Genomic DNA, 14,013 nt, shown 5'->3' with positions numbered 1-14,013 from the left:
CTTTCGCTGTTGGAGATGGGCTTGGGCGAGGCAAACACTACACGATAAGTGTGTCATGACAAGGCCATGAATCATGCTTTAGGCTCGACACGACGTCGCGGACGCGGTATGCCGCTCTCAATTCAATCGTTTTAAAAGGTGGTGCCATGCGCGAGAAAAACGCCAAGCTCCTTTCCGTCCTGAAGCTGCAGCCGGTCGTGCCGGTGCTGGTCGTCGACGACGTCAAGACGGCGGTTCCGCTCGCGCGGGCGCTGGTCGCCGGCGGGCTGAAGGCCATCGAGATCACCCTGCGCACGACGGCCGCACTGGAGGCGATCCGCGCGGTCGCCAACGAGGTCGAGGGCGCCGTCGCCGGTGCCGGCACGATCCTCAATGCCGCGCAGTACGAGGCGGCGGTCGAGGCGGGCTCGCAGTTCATCGTCAGCCCCGGCACGACGCAGGAACTGATCGATGCAGCCGCGGATTCCGAAATCCCGCTGCTGCCGGGCGCGGCCACCGCCAGCGAGGTCATGGGCCTTCGCGAGGAGGGCTACCAGGTCATGAAGTTCTTCCCGGCCGAGCAGGCGGGCGGAGCGGCCTATCTCAAGTCGCTGTCCTCGCCGCTCGCCGGCACGCTGTTCTGCCCGACGGGCGGCATCTCGCTTTCCAATGCGCGCGATTATCTCTCGCTGCCGAATGTCGTGTGCGTCGGCGGCTCGTGGGTCGCGCCGAAGGATCTCGTCGCCAAGGGCGACTGGGCGGGCATCGAGAAGCTTGCCGCCGAAGCCGCCGCCCTCAAGGGCTGAAGGCAGGATCGACGGAATTGCGGACGGGCGGCCATCGGCCGCCCGTCATGCATTTGTAATTTGAAAGGGGCACTCCTATCTTGCCTTGCAGCCGGCTTCTTGCCGCGACAGGAGAAACGGAGACGCCCATGTTCGACCCCAAGACGTTGCTCGACCAGTTCCTCGGCTCGCAGGTGCCGGGCGCGGGCGGAACCGTGCGCGACCGCGCCGGCCAGGTCACCCAGCTCGCCAAGGACAATCCGCTTGCCACCATCGCCATTGCCGGCGTGCTGCTCGGCACGGATGGCGGGCGCAAGGTCGCGGGCTCGGCGCTGAAGCTCGGCAGCCTCGCCGCCATCGCCGGCCTCGGCTACCAGGCCTACAAGAATTATCGCGACGGGCAGAATCCGGCGGAGACCGCGCAGGCCGGCACGCCTGAACTCCTGCCGCCGCCGGTCGATTCCGGTTTCCATCCCGAGGCGGTCGGCACCGATTTCGCCCTCGTCCTCGTGCGCGCCATGATCGCCGCCTCGCGCGCCGACGGCCATATCGACGATGCCGAGCGCGCCCGCATCATGGACAAGCTGAAGGTCTCCGGGCTCGGCGCCGATGCCGCCCGGTTCCTCGAGGACGAGCTTGCCAATCCGGTCGATCTCGACGCGATCGTCGCGGCCGCGACGACGGAGGAGCAGCGCGTCGAGCTCTATACCGCCTCGCGCCTTGCCATCGAGCCGAAGACGCGCGCCGAGCGCGGCTATCTCGATCTTCTCGCCGGGCGCCTCGGCCTTGCCGATGCGCTGGTCGACCATATCGAGGCGACGGTTTCGGCCGCGACCGTCTGACATTTACAGGGAGCGGCCGAACGCCGCTCCCTGCGTTGCCGATTGCTTCGGCCCGCCGGCTGTTCTATCCCTTCGGCAGGACCGAAGGAGGATTTTCATGCGCGATCTCAAGGACTGGAAAGGTTGCCCGCCGCCGGCGCCGGTGACGCTCGAAGGGCGCTACGTGCGCATCGAGCCCTATGATCGCGCCAGGCACCTCCAGCCGCTCTGGGATGCCTTCGGCGGCATGGCGATCAACCCGCTGCTGCGCTACTTCACGCAGGCCGACTTCTCGGGCATCGAGGGTTTCGATACGTGGTCGGAAGGCGCGATCAAGTCCGGCTGGGTGCGCGAGGTCATCGTCGACAAGGCGAGCGGCAAGCCGGTCGGCATGGCGCATTACATGCGGCCCGACCCGGCCAACGGCGTCGTCGAGATCGGCGGCATCGCCCATGGCGGCGGCATGTCGCGCTCGCCGCTCTCCACCGAGGCGCAGTATCTCCTCGCCAAGCACGTCTTCGAGGATCTCGGCTACCGCCGCTATGAGTGGAAATGCCATAACGACAACGCGGCCAGCAAGCGCACCGCCACCCGCCTCGGCTTCACCTTCGAAGGCGTCTTCCGCCAGCACATGCTCTCCAAGGGCGAGAACCGCGATACCGCCTGGTTCTCGATCATCGACGGCGAATGGCCGGTCGTCGCCAAGGCCTTCGATGCCTGGCTCCTGCCGGAGAACTTCGATGCCGAGGGACGGCAGAAGCGCAGGCTGGAGGATATCCGCGCCGAGATCACCAAGGCGGACGCGGCGTGAGCGGCGAGGCCAAGGGAAAGTCGGCGGCGCTTGCGGCACTGCTCATCCTGCTCGGCACGGGTGTGGTGTTCTATTTCCTGCCGCGCATGATGGTCGCGCTCGGCAATGTCTCGCCTTGGCTGGCGGGCGCCTTCGGCGCGCTGCTGGTGCTCGGCTTCTTCCTCGTCTTCTGGCTCAGGGCGCGCTACCAGCGCAAGCGCGGCAACTAGAATGTCTGTTTCAACGCAATTCCGGACGCAAAACCACTTCACACTTTTGCTGGAATTGCTTTAGCCCTGAAGCGAGGCTCCGAGCAGGAGCAGCCCCATGATCATCACGAGCGCCGCCCCGGCAATCTCGATGGCGGTGCCGACGCGCAGCGCCGCCGAGCCGTTGCCGGCGAAGCGCACGGCCGCGCCCTTGGCGGTGACGGCGAGCGTAGCGAGGGTCGAGACCGTGATGGCCGTGCCGATCGACATGGCGAGCACGGCGAGCACGCCGCCGAGATAGAGGCCGTTCAGAAGCGCGAAGCTCAGCACGATGAGCGCGCCGGAGCAGGGGCGCAGTCCCACGGCGACGATGGCCGACCACGCCTCGCGCAGCGCGAAGCGGTCGCCTTTCAGCAGCGACGGGTCCGGCGCATGGGCGTGGCCGCAGGTCGAGCAGACCTCGCCCGCATGATGGTGATGATGGGCATGGCCGTGCACCTCGACTGCCTGCACGCCGAGCCTGGAGACGCGGGGGGCGGGGCGGAGCTTGCGGAAGAGAAGCCAGGCGCCGAAGAGGGCGATGAGGGCGTAGCTGCCGGTTTCCAGCGCCCGCGTCGCGTCCGTCATCGAGACCGTGGTGCCGCGCAGGAAGAGATAGGCGGCGCCCACCAGCAGGATGGCGACGACGCCCTGCAGGATGGAGGAGAGGAAGGAAAGCGCGACGCCGCGCTTCAACTCCACCTCGTTTGCCAGCATGTAGGAGGAGATGACCGCCTTGCCGTGGCCGGGGCCGGCGGCATGGAAGACGCCGTAGGCGAAGGAAAGGGTCACGAGCGTCGAGGCCGCCCAGGGGTTCTGGCGCATGTCCTTCAGCGCGCCGGTCATCAGCCGGTAGAAGCCCTGCTGCTGCGCGTTGATCCAGGCAAAGAGGCCGCCGAAGGCGCCGGTCGTGTTGAAGCCGGGCTCCGCCGAGCCGATCCCGAGCGGCGACTGGGCGTGGGCGAGGGTTGCCGTCGCCGCGACGGCAAGAGCCAGCGTGACGAGCGAAAGGGCACGGCCGCGACTCAGCATGTGACCTCCAGCCGGGTGGCGAAGAGTTTCGACATGTCGGTGCCGGTCGGGTCGTTGAAGAAGGCGTCGGTCAGGCTGCTCTGGTTCTGCGAGAGCACTTCGTCGGGATCCGGCCGCACGACCTGGTGCTTGCAGGCATCGAGCTTGTCGCCGACGGTCACGAGGTCGCTGTCGGAGGCGAAGTCCATCGAGGCATACATGGTGGGATCGTAGACGCCGAAGGTGAGCTTGCCCTTGAGCGGCATGACCTCGCCGGGCTTGACCGTGAAGAACATCAGGAGCTGGCCGTCCTTGAAGTCGACATTGATGACGTCCGGCTTGGCGACCTTCAGCGTCCTGCCGTCCTCGGTGATCGTCGTGTAGTAGTTGAATTCCTCCAGCGATTCGAGCACCGTCTTGCCGACCTCGGCCAGTTCGTCCGGATCGAGCTCGCCGTTGCTGTTCTTGTCGAAATCCATGACGACGCTGGCCGAGAACATCTCGTCGAAGCGCCAGACATTGCGCAGCTCGCTGATCGTCCCCCCTTCATCCGCGACCACCTCCAGCCGGGCTTCGGCGAAGATGTGCGGATGCGCCAGCGCGGCGACGGGGGCAAGAAGGGCCGTGCCGGCGACGAGAAGAGGAAGGAATCGCATGGGTTTTCAAACCTCCCGGGCGGCGTGAATCGGCCGGATGAATGGAACGGAAATGGGTCGGAATTGGGACCTTGCTATGCTTCCACGCCCGGATTGCGGCGGAACCAGGCGTGCAGGAAATCGACGAAGGTGCGCACCTTGGCCGGCAGGTAGCGCCGGTGCGGATAGATCGCATAGATGCCGCGGTCCGTCGGAAGATAATCCTCCAGGATCGAGACGATGCGGCCCGAATCGAGGCACGGGCGGGCGATGAAGGCCGGCACCTGCGCGACGCCGAGGCCGCTTGCCGCCGCGCGCACGGCCGCCGTCGGGCTGTTCACCTCGATATGGCCGGCGACCGGAACGGAAAAGCTTGCGCCCTTGTCGTCGATGAAGCGCCAGTTGCTGTGCGACCTGCCGTTGGTGTCGATGATGCAGGGCAGGCGGGCGAGATCGCTCGGATGGGTGATCGGGCCGGCATGTTCGAGGAATTCCTCGGTCACGCAGATCTTCAGGTAGAAATCGCCGAGCTTGCGGGCGATGAGGGCGGAATCCTCCAGCCGCGTGATGCGGATCGCCACGTCGAAGCCTTCCTCGACGAGATCGACGAAGCGGTCGTCCGAGACGATCTCCAGCGAGAGCTCGGGATGCTCGCGGCCGAAATCGATCAGCGACTGGCCGATATCGGCATCGACGAAGGTGCGGGGGGCGGAGACCTTCAGCTTGCCGCGCAGGTCCGTGTTCTTCTCGCGCACGAGATCGGCGAGGTTGTCGATCTCCTTCAGGATGTCGGAGGCGGTGCGGTAATAGGTATGGCCCGCCTCGGTCATCGAGAACTGGCGGGTCGTGCGGTTGAGCAGGAGCGTTCCCAGCTCGTCCTCCAGTTCGCGCACATATTTCGACAGCAGCGCCTTGGACCGGCCGGTCTTGCGCGAGGCGGCGGAAAAGCCTTCGGCGTCGACGACGTCGATAAAGGCCCGGATTCGGGTCAGTGTATCCATGTATCCCCACTGGGCTGCCCGCGCCCATCCCGGCGGGATGCGAGGTCGGCGAGCCTCCGGCCGAAATGCGGTGGCCGGCATGTTATAAACGATCTTCGAAAACCAGTCCGGCGAATGTCGTGGCTGTCACAATATTTTCAATAGCAGCCTGCAAAAAACCTCTTGATTACGACAGCGATTCTTCTTATCTCCGCGCTTGCCCAAAGTCGCACGTGCCTGTGGGTGTCCGCCGACCCTCGATTTGGTGAGGATCATCGGTAAGGTACCTGGACCTAACCGCTCCAGTCGTTATTCCGGCCAACCGGGAAATGCGAGGACATCTTGAAGCAACGACGGTGCGGGCCTTTCTGGTGTCTGCCGGCTTTCCATCAGCCGGGGTTACTGAAGAGGCACACCTTCATTGCCGGAAGTGCGGTCGGGTTCTCCCGCCAATCCATGGCAGACAAAGCCGAATTGAAGCCTAGGCGGGCTTCGGTTCACCGTTCGCGCATTTGCGCATGCTTGGTTCCGGGGTCTCCACCGGCTGGTTCCAGAGCGTTGCCGCATCTGCCCTTTGTCCTCTGGGGTTTCCCCGGAGCAACCTGGATATGGGGAATACCGAGATGGCTTCTGCACGTATTATCGACTTCCTGAACACCCGACGTCCCGACGGCCCGTGCCTCGTGGTCGACCTCGATGTCGTGCGTGACAACTTCAAGGCCTTCCGCCACGCGCTGCCCGACAGCGCGATCTACTATGCCGTGAAGGCCAATCCCGCGCCGGAAATCCTGCGCCTCCTCGCCTCCATGGGCTCTAACTTCGATTGCGCGTCCGTCGCCGAAATCGAAATGGCGCTCGATGCCGGCGCGACCGCTTCGCGCATCTCCTTCGGCAACACGATCAAGAAGGAACGCGACGTCGCCAAGGCGCATGCGCTCGGCGTCTCGCTCTTCGCCGTCGACAGCCATGAGGAAGTCGAGAAGATCTCGCGTGCCGCCCCCGGCGCGCGCGTGTTCTGCCGCGTCCTGACGGATGGCGAAGGCGCCGAATGGCCGCTGTCGCGCAAGTTCGGCTGCGTGCCGCAGATGGCCGTCGACGTGCTCGTCTACGCGCACCAGCTCGGCCTCACGTCCTACGGCGTCTCGTTCCATGTCGGCTCGCAGATGACGAAGCTCGACGCCTGGGATTCGGCCCTTGCCGATGCCAAGCGCGTCTTCGTGCAGCTTGCCAAGCAGGGCATCGAATTGAAGATGGTCAACATGGGCGGCGGCTTCCCGACGAAGTACCTGCGCGACGTTCCGTCCGCCGAAGCCTATGGCCAGGCGATCTTCGGTGCGCTGAAGAAGCACTTCGGCAACCAGATCCCGGAAACCATCATCGAGCCGGGCCGCGGCATGGTCGGCAGTGCGGGTGTGATCAAGGCGGAAGTCGTCCTCGTCTCGAAGAAGTCGGACAACGACAACCACCGCTGGGTCTTCCTCGACATCGGCAAGTTCGGCGGCCTCGCCGAAACCATGGACGAGGCGATCCGCTACCCGATCCGCACCGAGCGCGACGCGGACGAGATGGAGCCCTGCGTGCTCGCCGGCCCGACCTGCGATTCGGCCGACGTGATGTATGAGAAGAACATGTATCCGCTGCCGATCACCCTTTCGATCGGTGACGAGGTTCTGATCGAGGGCACCGGCGCCTATACGACGACCTACTCGGCCGTCGCCTTCAACGGCTTCGAGCCGCTCAAGGCCTACGTCATCTGACGACCGGGCGCTCCCGTCCCTGCGGGAGCGCCAGCTTCACAATTCATTCCGGATACCGTTTGAATCGGTTTTGAGTTCGGGAGGCCAAGATGGCCACTGTTCTTGATTCTGTCCGCGCGTTCTTCGCGCATGCCGCCTTCACCATCGACCGGGAAAATGCCGGCGACGTCGTCGCGCGCGAGCGTCTGCTCGACCGCGTCATGGGTGAGGCCCGCTTCCGCAAGTCCTCGGAAAAGCTGCGCCGGGGCCGCCTGCCGGCCGAGGGCCTCGCCCTCGTCGCGCGCGATGCGGACGGCCATGTCATCGGCACGGTGCGCCTGTGGGATGTCGAGGCGGGTGTCGATGCCGACGGCAATGCCGTGCCGGCCTTGCTGCTCGGCCCGCTCGCCGTCGATTGCGCGCATGAGGGCAAGGGCATCGGCGGTGCGCTGATGCGCGCGGCGATCACCGAGGCGCGCGACCGCGGGCACGGCGCGGTGCTGCTGGTCGGCGATCCGGAATATTACGAGCGCTTCGGCTTCTTCGCCGACAGGGCGCAGCATCTCGTCATGCCCGGCCCCTTCGAGCGCCGCCGCTTCCTGGCGCTGGAGCTGAAGGACGGCCGGCTGGCCGGCGCGGCCGGCATGCTCGTCGCAAGCGGCCGGCGCCTTTCGGCGCCGTTGCGCAAGGCGGCTTGACCCCGCGCAATTTGACTTTTCCGGCTTGCTACGTTATCGGGACGGCAGGGTAAGAGCCCCTGCCGTCCGCGAGCGCAAGCTTTGGTGAAGTCTCTCTCAGAAACGATCGGTCTTCCAGCATCAGGCATGCGAACCGGCGGCAATGCGGACTCCCTCCGAAACGACGCATGCACCGACTGGAGAGACGACATGCGTCCATCATCGACGCCACTACCATCCCTCGACGCCCTGAAGGACCAGGCGAAGCGGCTGCGCGCGCGCTTTTCCGCCGAGGGGCAGGACATTTCCCATTCCCGCGCACTGGAGCTGATCGCCGCGCAATACGGCTTTCGCGACTGGAACACGCTGCATGCCGCCGTCGGCAACCGGCCGCCCTTCGATCCGTGGATGCTGGGCTCGCGCGTGCGGGGCCACTATCTCGGCCAGCCGTTCGATGCGGAGGTTCTCGGCATTCAGGCGATCACCAGCCAGCCGGGCCGTTACCGAATGACGCTGCATTTCGACGAGCCGGTGGATGTGGTGACCTTCGAAAGCTTCTCGGCCTTCCGCCAGCGCGTGAGCTGCACCATCGACGAGACGGGGCGGACCATCGAGAAGACCTCGAACGGCCGGCCGCATCTCGAACTCGAATGGTGAGCCTCAGAACGAGCCCGAGAGCCGCATCGCGAGGCCGTCGACCTTGAAGTCGGCGGCCTTGTCCGTTTCGCGGCGGACGAGGTGGCTGTATTCCAGCGCCAGGGCCGCGCCTTTCGCCAGCGTATAGGTGAGGGTCGCGGTCGTCGCGGTCGTGTGGGTGCGGTAGTCGTAATAGAGCCAGTCGCTATAGGCGTGCTCGAAGGCAAAGCCGAGCTTGAGCTTTTCCGTCAGCGCCGTTTCCAGCGAGAGGCCGACCGTGCGCACGTCCTCGCCGAGCGGGTCGTCGATATCGGCGAGCTGGATGTCGCGCGCGAGCTTCGCCTTGAAGACGGTGTCGCGCGGGAGCTGGACGGCAAGTTCCGCCTTCAGGAAGGGGCGGCTTTGCTCGACCGTCCTGCCGAGTTCCGGGCTGCCGATGCGCAGGACGCCGGCCTCGGCCATCAGCGTGACGGCCTCGCCGAAGGTGCGGCCATAGGCCAGCGAGCCACGCAGCGCATGGGCGGGATAGCGATTGAGCCGGTCCTGCTGGCCGGCGGGGATGCGGTTCGTGCGATACTGCAGCGTCGCGCCGATCTCGCCGCCGAGGAGCGGCCGGATATGGCCGGCGGTGAGGTCGAAGAGCCGGTTGTCGGCCTCGATCTGCGTGTGGGGCAGGCCGGCCAGCGTGAAGTCCGCCTTGCCCCGGTCGAGGCTGGAAAGGGCGGCGGTGAAATGGCTCTTGCCGCCGCCATGCTCGGCGGTGATGCCGGCGCTCGCGGCGTTGGCGATATCGGCCTTGCTGTAGCCGATCAGGAGGCCGGGCAGGGCGAGGAAGAGATCGCCGTCCCGCCGGTGCTCGATACCGGCCTTGAGGGTGAGCTTCACGCCCTCGCCGAGCTCGCGCATATAGCCGATCTCGACGCCCGCCCGCCGCTCGTCGGCGAAATGGTAGCGCGCGATGCGCCGGACGCTCGCCGTCAGGCCATAGGCGAGCTGCGCGTCCTCCAGCGAAAGACTGCCGCGAAAGGCGAGCTTCGCCTCGCCGAAAGGAGAGGAAAGCAGTGTCGGATCCTTGAAAACATTCGAGGTGCGCCCGCCGCCGATACTGTAATCGACGGTTGAATCGGCAATTGCCGGGTTGCAGAAAGCGACGATGGATGCCGCACAAAGCAAGCCATGAAGAGAGCGCATCGGTTTCTGCCCCTGTCCGTTTCTGGAACGGAATCCTAGGGTTGCATGGTTAAAAATTCTTCCAATGGTTGAAATTCAACCGTATAATGCAATCTTATATACTATAAATTGTATGAAGTCAGGAATTGTTAAACTTGTCGACGTTATGGTTAACTCTTTGCCATGATTGGTAAATCGGGTTGAGTAAAGCGGCGCTTATATTACCTTCGATTGTGCATCAACGAGGTGCACAACCAAAGGAGAGAGATCATGAACAAGACCCGCATCATCGCTATCGCAACCGTCATCGCTCTTGCCGGCGCCAGCCAGGCTTCCGCCGGCGGCCTGCTCGGCCTCGGCATCCTCAGCGGCAACAACACCAAGGCGGGCGGCATCGTCATCGCCCCCAGCGTCGGCGTCGGCAATATCCTCAGTGACAACGACAACAACAAGGTGCTGAACGGCGTGCTCAACAACAGCCTCAACGGCACGCTGTCGGGCATCCTGAACGGCAATGCCCTCGGCATCCTCGGCGGCGGCAGCGACTGCGGCTGCAAGTCCCGTAAACACTGACCGCACCTCCCCCCGCCCTGTCCCTGCGGCCAGTGGGCCCGGGAGAGCTCCGCTCTCCCGGGTTTTCGATTGCCGGGGAGGGGGATCAGTCGATCCGCTGGTCCATCGTCACGGCCGGCATCTCGCCGGCGCCATGGGTGCGCACGACCTTTGCCGGAACGCCGGCGACGGTGCTGTAGGGAGGTACGGCCTCGAGCACGACGCTGCCCGCCGCCACCTTGCTGTAGGCGCCGACCTCGATATTGCCGAGGACCTTCGCGCCGGCGCCGATGAGGACGCCGCGGCGGATCTTCGGATGCCGGTCGCCCTTGTCGCGGCCGGAGCCGCCGAGCGTGACGTGCTGCAGCATGGAGACGTCGTCCTCGACGACCGCCGTTTCGCCGATCACGATGCCGAGGCCATGGTCGAGCATGATGCCGCGGCCGATCCGCGCGCCGGGATGGATATCGAGCCCGAAGACGAGGGAGGCCTGCGAGGAAAGCCAGCGCGCCGCCTCGATCCTGCCGTCCCGCCACAGGCGATGGGAGAAGCGGTGGACCTGCAGGGCCTGAAAACCCTTGAAATTGAGAAGCGCGACGAGCGGATCGGGGCTTGCCGGATCGCGCGAGACGACCGCCGCGATGTCGGCTTCCGTCTCTCCGAGAAGCGTTTCGTCCCCGACGGAGGAGAGGATCTGCGCGGCGAGCGCCCGGTCGCCTGGGGAATGGGAAAGGCGCGCGGCGAGCGCGCCGATCAGCATCTGCCGGCCGGTCGAGGCCTTAAGGACCGGCATCATGAATTCTGCGAGATGGGGCTGTTCCAGCGCGCGGCGTTCGGCAGACGTGTGGACCTCGGCCCAGACGGGGCTTTCCGGCCAGCCCTTGGCCGGAAATGCATGGAGGCTCGCCTGGGGCATGGCTCTTCCTATCCGGCGAGATCGATGACGCCGCAATCGCCGGCTTCGCTGGCGAAGGCGAGAAGCTTGCCGTTGCGGCTCCAGGCCATGGAGGTGACTGCGCCCTTGCCGGGGCGGCGCAGCAGCACCTCGCGGCTGTCGGCGAAGCGGGCGGCCAGCACCATGCCGTCGGAATAGCCGATGGCGACGACATCCTCGCCCGGGTGGCAGGCGACGGCGGTCACCATGACATCGGCGCGGGTGCCGAGTTCGAGCGGCGGCTTGCCCATCGGGCCGTCCTTGGCCGAGAAGGGCCAGACGATGGCGGCCGGTGCACCCGACGAGGCGAGCCACTTGCCCTTGGCGGACCAGGAAAGCGACTTCACCTTGGCCGGATAGCCGGTCATGCGCATGTGGCGGGTCTCGGCGCCGGGCTTGGCATCGAGCTTCCAGCCGTGCAGGGCGTTTTCCTGCATGCTGGTGACGACGAAGCGGCCGTCCGGCGAGAAGGTGATGCCGGTATGGGCGCCCTTCCATTCCAGATCGACCGGCGGAGCGGCCATGGCGACCCAGTGCAGCGACGCGCCGTTGTAGCGGGCGACGCCGATGCGCAGGCCCTTCGGCGCGAAGGCGATGCCCTCGACCGAGCGGGCCTCGGTGAATTCCTTGATCGTGCCGTCGGCAAGGCGCACGCGCGCCGTGCGGCCTTCCGCGAAGCCGACCGCGCCCTGCGGGCCGGCGGCGACGACGGAAATCCACTTGCGCGGCACTTCGGCCAGAAGCGTCGCGCTGCCGTCGGCGGCGATGCGCAGCACCTTGCCGTCCTCGCCGCCGGTGATCAGCGTGTCGTTCGCCTCGTCGCGCACGCAGGCGAGCAGGCCGTCATGGGCCTCGGTGACCTTCTCGCCCTGGTCGAGGCGGTGGATGGCGCCGGAGGCGGTGGCGAAGAACGGCACGTCGCCGAGGAAGGCGGCCGCAATGACGTGGCCGTCGAGATCGAGAGGCGCGACTGTCGGCATTATCGGGTCTTTTCCTTCACGCGTTCCGGCATCATGCTTTCTGCGCCTCGCAGGCCTTGAACGTGCGCTCGATCTTCTCGCGGTCGAGATCGCGGCCGATGAAGACGAGGCGGCTTTCGCGCGTCTCGCCGTCCTTCCAGGCGCGCTGGTGGTCGCCCTCGACGATCATGTGCACGCCCTGCACGACATAGCGCTCGTCGTCGCCGGCAAAGGCGATGATACCCTTGAGGCGCAGGATGTTCGGGCCGTCCGTCTGGGTGATCTTCTGGATCCAGGGGAAGAAGCGCTCGGGGTTCATCTCGCCGCCGCGCAGCGAGATCGACTGCACCGTCACGTCATGGATCGGCGAGACGCCGTGGTCGTGGTGATGGTGGTCATGATCGTGGTGGTGATGGCCGTGATCATGATCATGATCATGATGGTGGTGATCGTGGTCGTGATCATGGTGATGATGGTCATGGCCGCAATCCGGGCCGCAGACATGGTCCGGGTGATCGTGGTCGAGGAAATGCGGATCGTTTTCCAGCGCCCGTTCCAGGTTGAACGCACCCTGGTCGAGAACCTTGGTGAGGTCGATTTCCGAGCGGGTCGTGCGGTGGATGCGGGCGGACGGGTTGATGGCGCGCACCGTGGCCTCGACCCGGGCGAGCTCTTCCGGGCTCACGAGGTCGGTCTTGTTGACGAGCACGACGTCGGCGAAGGCGATCTGGTCCTCGGCCTCGCGGCTGTCCTTCAGGCGCAGCGGCAGGTGCTTGGCGTCGACGAGCGCGACCACGGCGTCGAGCTCGGTCTTCTGGCGAACGTCGTCGTCCATGAAGAAGGTCTGGGCGACCGGCACGGGATCGGCAAGGCCGGTGGTCTCGACGATGATGGCGTCGAAGCGGCCGGGGCGGCGCATCAGGCCTTCCACCACGCGGATCAGGTCGCCGCGCACGGTGCAGCAGATGCAGCCGTTGTTCATCTCGTAGATTTCCTCGTCCGACTCGACGATGAGGTCGTTGTCGATGCCGATCTCGCCGAACTCGTTGACGATGACGGCGTATTTCTTGCCGTGGTTGTCGGTGAGGATGCGGTTCAGCAGCGTCGTCTTGCCGGCGCCGAGATAGCCGGTGAGCACGGTGACAGGAATGGGCTTGGGAAGGGCTGTTTCGGTCATGGGAACCTCGAAGGATGATCGGACGCCAGGGTCCGTCGCTGGCATTGATATAGGAGATCGGACGGGCCAGCGCAAATCCCCGCGCGGCATGATCCGACGTTAACGGAGCGACCCGGCGTCGAAGGCCGCGACGTCCTCCAGAAGCGCGACGAGGCCGCGCACGGCATGGGCGAGCAGCGCCTCGCCCTTCTCCGCCGTCGCGGCGCTGGCATTGCCCGCAACGCCCTTCGGATTGAGGTCGGACATCTTCCAGCCGAAGGCATGCGGGCCATAGGCGCGCAGATGCGAAAAGCGCGCGGCGAACTCGGCCTGCCGCGAGCCGAAGCGCTCGGCCTTGTCCATGCGGACAAGCTCGGGGTGGAGGGCGAGCATGACGGAGGTTTCTATATCGCCGCCGTGGATGTCGATGGCCTTGTCCTCCGGCGATATCCAGCCCTCCGGCTGGCCGAAACGGGTCCAGGCGGTGGCGACGACCAGCATGTTGAGCCGGATGCGTGCCTCGGTCGCGACGATGGTCATCAGGGGCGAGTTGCCGCCATGGGCGTTGAGCAGCACGAGCTTGCGGATGCCGAAGCGGTGCAGGTCCTCCGCGATGCGCAGCCAGCGCTCGATCGCCTCGCCATAGCCGAGCGAGCGGGTGCCGGGCACATCGAGATGCTCCGGCGAATAGCCGACGGGTTCGGCCGGCAGGATGGTGACGGGCAGGTGCGGCGGCAGCACGGCCATCAGCCGGGCGGCGACGCCCTCGGCGATCAGCGTGTCGGTTTCCAGCGGCAGGTGGGGGCCGTGGCCCTCATGGGCGCCGAGCGGAAGGACCGCGATCCAGTCTTCGCGGTCTTCCGGCGTGAGCATGGGGTCGTTCTCGATCCACCGCATCTTGGGATGCGCCATGGCGTCTCTCCGATCCTTACTTGCCGCCAGCC

Annotated in this window: 16 protein-coding genes; 8 read left to right on the top strand and 8 right to left on the bottom strand. The window is 65.8% G+C overall.

Annotated features, from left to right (window positions below):
- Positions 1 to 146 precede the first annotated feature (146 nt).
- From ACZ48C_RS12620 to ACZ48C_RS12605, 4 genes are all read left to right on the top strand, one after another.
- Complete coding sequence (locus ACZ48C_RS12620) at positions 147 to 785, top strand: 2-dehydro-3-deoxy-phosphogluconate aldolase (protein WP_119256612.1); 639 nt, start codon at positions 147 to 149, stop codon at positions 783 to 785.
- A gap of 128 nt (positions 786 to 913) precedes the next feature.
- The gene (locus tag ACZ48C_RS12615) at positions 914 to 1,606 is read left to right on the top strand and encodes a tellurite resistance TerB family protein (RefSeq protein WP_313193190.1); all 693 of its coding nucleotides are present in this window, start codon (positions 914 to 916) and stop codon (positions 1,604 to 1,606) included.
- Between the two features lie 97 nt (positions 1,607 to 1,703).
- The gene (locus tag ACZ48C_RS12610; RefSeq protein WP_464781295.1) at positions 1,704 to 2,396 is read left to right on the top strand and encodes a GNAT family N-acetyltransferase; all 693 of its coding nucleotides are present in this window, start codon (positions 1,704 to 1,706) and stop codon (positions 2,394 to 2,396) included.
- Positions 2,393 to 2,605, top strand: coding sequence for a hypothetical protein (locus ACZ48C_RS12605; RefSeq protein ID WP_119256615.1), 213 nt, complete (start codon positions 2,393 to 2,395; stop codon positions 2,603 to 2,605). The genes ACZ48C_RS12610 and ACZ48C_RS12605 overlap by 4 nt, the downstream gene beginning before the upstream one ends.
- Positions 2,606 to 2,665: 60 nt before the next feature.
- On the opposite strand, the gene ACZ48C_RS12600 is transcribed toward ACZ48C_RS12605, so the two are convergent.
- From ACZ48C_RS12600 to ACZ48C_RS12590, 3 genes are all read right to left on the bottom strand, one after another.
- Positions 2,666 to 3,655 carry a nickel/cobalt transporter gene (locus tag ACZ48C_RS12600; RefSeq protein WP_424548479.1) on the bottom strand — a complete coding sequence of 330 codons (990 nt, stop codon included), beginning with the start codon at positions 3,653 to 3,655 and terminating at the stop codon, positions 2,666 to 2,668.
- Positions 3,649 to 4,290, bottom strand: coding sequence for a DUF1007 family protein (locus tag ACZ48C_RS12595; protein ID WP_464781294.1), 642 nt, complete (start codon positions 4,288 to 4,290; stop codon positions 3,649 to 3,651). The genes ACZ48C_RS12600 and ACZ48C_RS12595 overlap by 7 nt, the downstream gene beginning before the upstream one ends.
- Positions 4,291 to 4,364: 74 nt before the next feature.
- Positions 4,365 to 5,270: a LysR family transcriptional regulator gene (locus tag ACZ48C_RS12590; protein ID WP_464781293.1), complete on the bottom strand. Its 906-nt coding sequence runs from the start codon at positions 5,268 to 5,270 to the stop codon at positions 4,365 to 4,367.
- A gap of 602 nt (positions 5,271 to 5,872) precedes the next feature.
- Here ACZ48C_RS12590 and odc2 point away from each other — a divergent pair.
- From odc2 to ACZ48C_RS12575, 3 genes are all read left to right on the top strand, one after another.
- On the top strand, positions 5,873 to 7,006 hold the full coding sequence (gene odc2 / locus ACZ48C_RS12585) for an ornithine/lysine decarboxylase (RefSeq protein WP_464781292.1): 1,134 nt from the start codon (positions 5,873 to 5,875) through the stop codon (positions 7,004 to 7,006).
- A gap of 89 nt (positions 7,007 to 7,095) precedes the next feature.
- Complete coding sequence (locus ACZ48C_RS12580; RefSeq protein WP_464781291.1) at positions 7,096 to 7,683, top strand: GNAT family N-acetyltransferase; 588 nt, start codon at positions 7,096 to 7,098, stop codon at positions 7,681 to 7,683.
- 189 nt (positions 7,684 to 7,872) lie between these two features.
- A complete protein-coding gene (locus ACZ48C_RS12575) occupies positions 7,873 to 8,319 on the top strand; it encodes a glyoxalase superfamily protein (RefSeq protein WP_119256621.1) in 447 nt (148 codons plus the stop codon).
- 3 nt (positions 8,320 to 8,322) lie between these two features.
- Here ACZ48C_RS12575 and ACZ48C_RS12570 read toward each other — a convergent pair whose 3' ends face one another.
- On the bottom strand, positions 8,323 to 9,489 hold the full coding sequence (locus tag ACZ48C_RS12570; RefSeq protein ID WP_464781290.1) for a hypothetical protein: 1,167 nt from the start codon (positions 9,487 to 9,489) through the stop codon (positions 8,323 to 8,325).
- Positions 9,490 to 9,738: 249 nt separating this feature from the next.
- Between ACZ48C_RS12570 and ACZ48C_RS12565 the strand changes: the two genes are divergently transcribed.
- A complete protein-coding gene (locus ACZ48C_RS12565; protein WP_318909896.1) occupies positions 9,739 to 10,041 on the top strand; it encodes a hypothetical protein in 303 nt (100 codons plus the stop codon).
- 85 nt (positions 10,042 to 10,126) lie between these two features.
- Here the strand turns inward: ACZ48C_RS12565 and cysE are convergent, their stop codons facing one another.
- From cysE to ACZ48C_RS12545, 4 genes are all read right to left on the bottom strand, one after another.
- The gene (cysE, locus tag ACZ48C_RS12560; RefSeq protein ID WP_464781289.1) at positions 10,127 to 10,936 is read right to left on the bottom strand and encodes a serine O-acetyltransferase; all 810 of its coding nucleotides are present in this window, start codon (positions 10,934 to 10,936) and stop codon (positions 10,127 to 10,129) included.
- Between the two features lie 8 nt (positions 10,937 to 10,944).
- Positions 10,945 to 11,934, bottom strand: a complete 990-nt coding sequence (locus ACZ48C_RS12555) for a WD40 repeat domain-containing protein (RefSeq protein WP_318909894.1) — start codon at positions 11,932 to 11,934, stop codon at positions 10,945 to 10,947.
- Positions 11,935 to 11,965: 31 nt separating this feature from the next.
- Positions 11,966 to 13,090: a CobW family GTP-binding protein gene (locus ACZ48C_RS12550; protein ID WP_464781288.1), complete on the bottom strand. Its 1,125-nt coding sequence runs from the start codon at positions 13,088 to 13,090 to the stop codon at positions 11,966 to 11,968.
- A 99-nt stretch (positions 13,091 to 13,189) separates the two neighbouring features.
- On the bottom strand, positions 13,190 to 13,981 hold the full coding sequence (locus ACZ48C_RS12545) for a creatininase family protein (protein WP_464781287.1): 792 nt from the start codon (positions 13,979 to 13,981) through the stop codon (positions 13,190 to 13,192).
- Positions 13,982 to 14,013: the final 32 nt, after the last annotated feature.

This window comes from Shinella sp. 1A1 (genome assembly GCF_055379515.1).
Note: the sequence above shows the minus strand (reverse complement) of the source record. Positions and strands in the feature narration are given on the sequence as shown.

What these genes read in the sequence shown, in the direction of transcription:
- ACZ48C_RS12620 (WP_119256612.1), top strand. Translation starts at nt 147, where the DNA reads ATGCGCGAGAAAAACGCCAAGCTCCTTTCCGTCCTGAAGCTGCAGCCG.
- ACZ48C_RS12615 (WP_313193190.1), top strand. Translation starts at nt 914, where the DNA reads ATGTTCGACCCCAAGACGTTGCTCGACCAGTTCCTCGGCTCGCAGGTG.
- ACZ48C_RS12610 (WP_464781295.1), top strand. Translation starts at nt 1,704, where the DNA reads ATGCGCGATCTCAAGGACTGGAAAGGTTGCCCGCCGCCGGCGCCGGTG.
- ACZ48C_RS12600 (WP_424548479.1), bottom strand. Translation starts at nt 3,655, where the DNA reads ATGCTGAGTCGCGGCCGTGCCCTTTCGCTCGTCACGCTGGCTCTTGCC.
- ACZ48C_RS12595 (WP_464781294.1), bottom strand. Translation starts at nt 4,290, where the DNA reads ATGCGATTCCTTCCTCTTCTCGTCGCCGGCACGGCCCTTCTTGCCCCC.
- ACZ48C_RS12590 (WP_464781293.1), bottom strand. Translation starts at nt 5,270, where the DNA reads ATGGATACACTGACCCGAATCCGGGCCTTTATCGACGTCGTCGACGCC.
- odc2 (WP_464781292.1), top strand. Translation starts at nt 5,873, where the DNA reads ATGGCTTCTGCACGTATTATCGACTTCCTGAACACCCGACGTCCCGAC.
- ACZ48C_RS12580 (WP_464781291.1), top strand. Translation starts at nt 7,096, where the DNA reads ATGGCCACTGTTCTTGATTCTGTCCGCGCGTTCTTCGCGCATGCCGCC.
- ACZ48C_RS12575 (WP_119256621.1), top strand. Translation starts at nt 7,873, where the DNA reads ATGCGTCCATCATCGACGCCACTACCATCCCTCGACGCCCTGAAGGAC.
- ACZ48C_RS12570 (WP_464781290.1), bottom strand. Translation starts at nt 9,489, where the DNA reads ATGCGCTCTCTTCATGGCTTGCTTTGTGCGGCATCCATCGTCGCTTTC.
- ACZ48C_RS12565 (WP_318909896.1), top strand. Translation starts at nt 9,739, where the DNA reads ATGAACAAGACCCGCATCATCGCTATCGCAACCGTCATCGCTCTTGCC.
- cysE (WP_464781289.1), bottom strand. Translation starts at nt 10,936, where the DNA reads ATGCCCCAGGCGAGCCTCCATGCATTTCCGGCCAAGGGCTGGCCGGAA.
- ACZ48C_RS12555 (WP_318909894.1), bottom strand. Translation starts at nt 11,934, where the DNA reads ATGCCGACAGTCGCGCCTCTCGATCTCGACGGCCACGTCATTGCGGCC.
- ACZ48C_RS12550 (WP_464781288.1), bottom strand. Translation starts at nt 13,090, where the DNA reads ATGACCGAAACAGCCCTTCCCAAGCCCATTCCTGTCACCGTGCTCACC.
- ACZ48C_RS12545 (WP_464781287.1), bottom strand. Translation starts at nt 13,981, where the DNA reads ATGGCGCATCCCAAGATGCGGTGGATCGAGAACGACCCCATGCTCACG.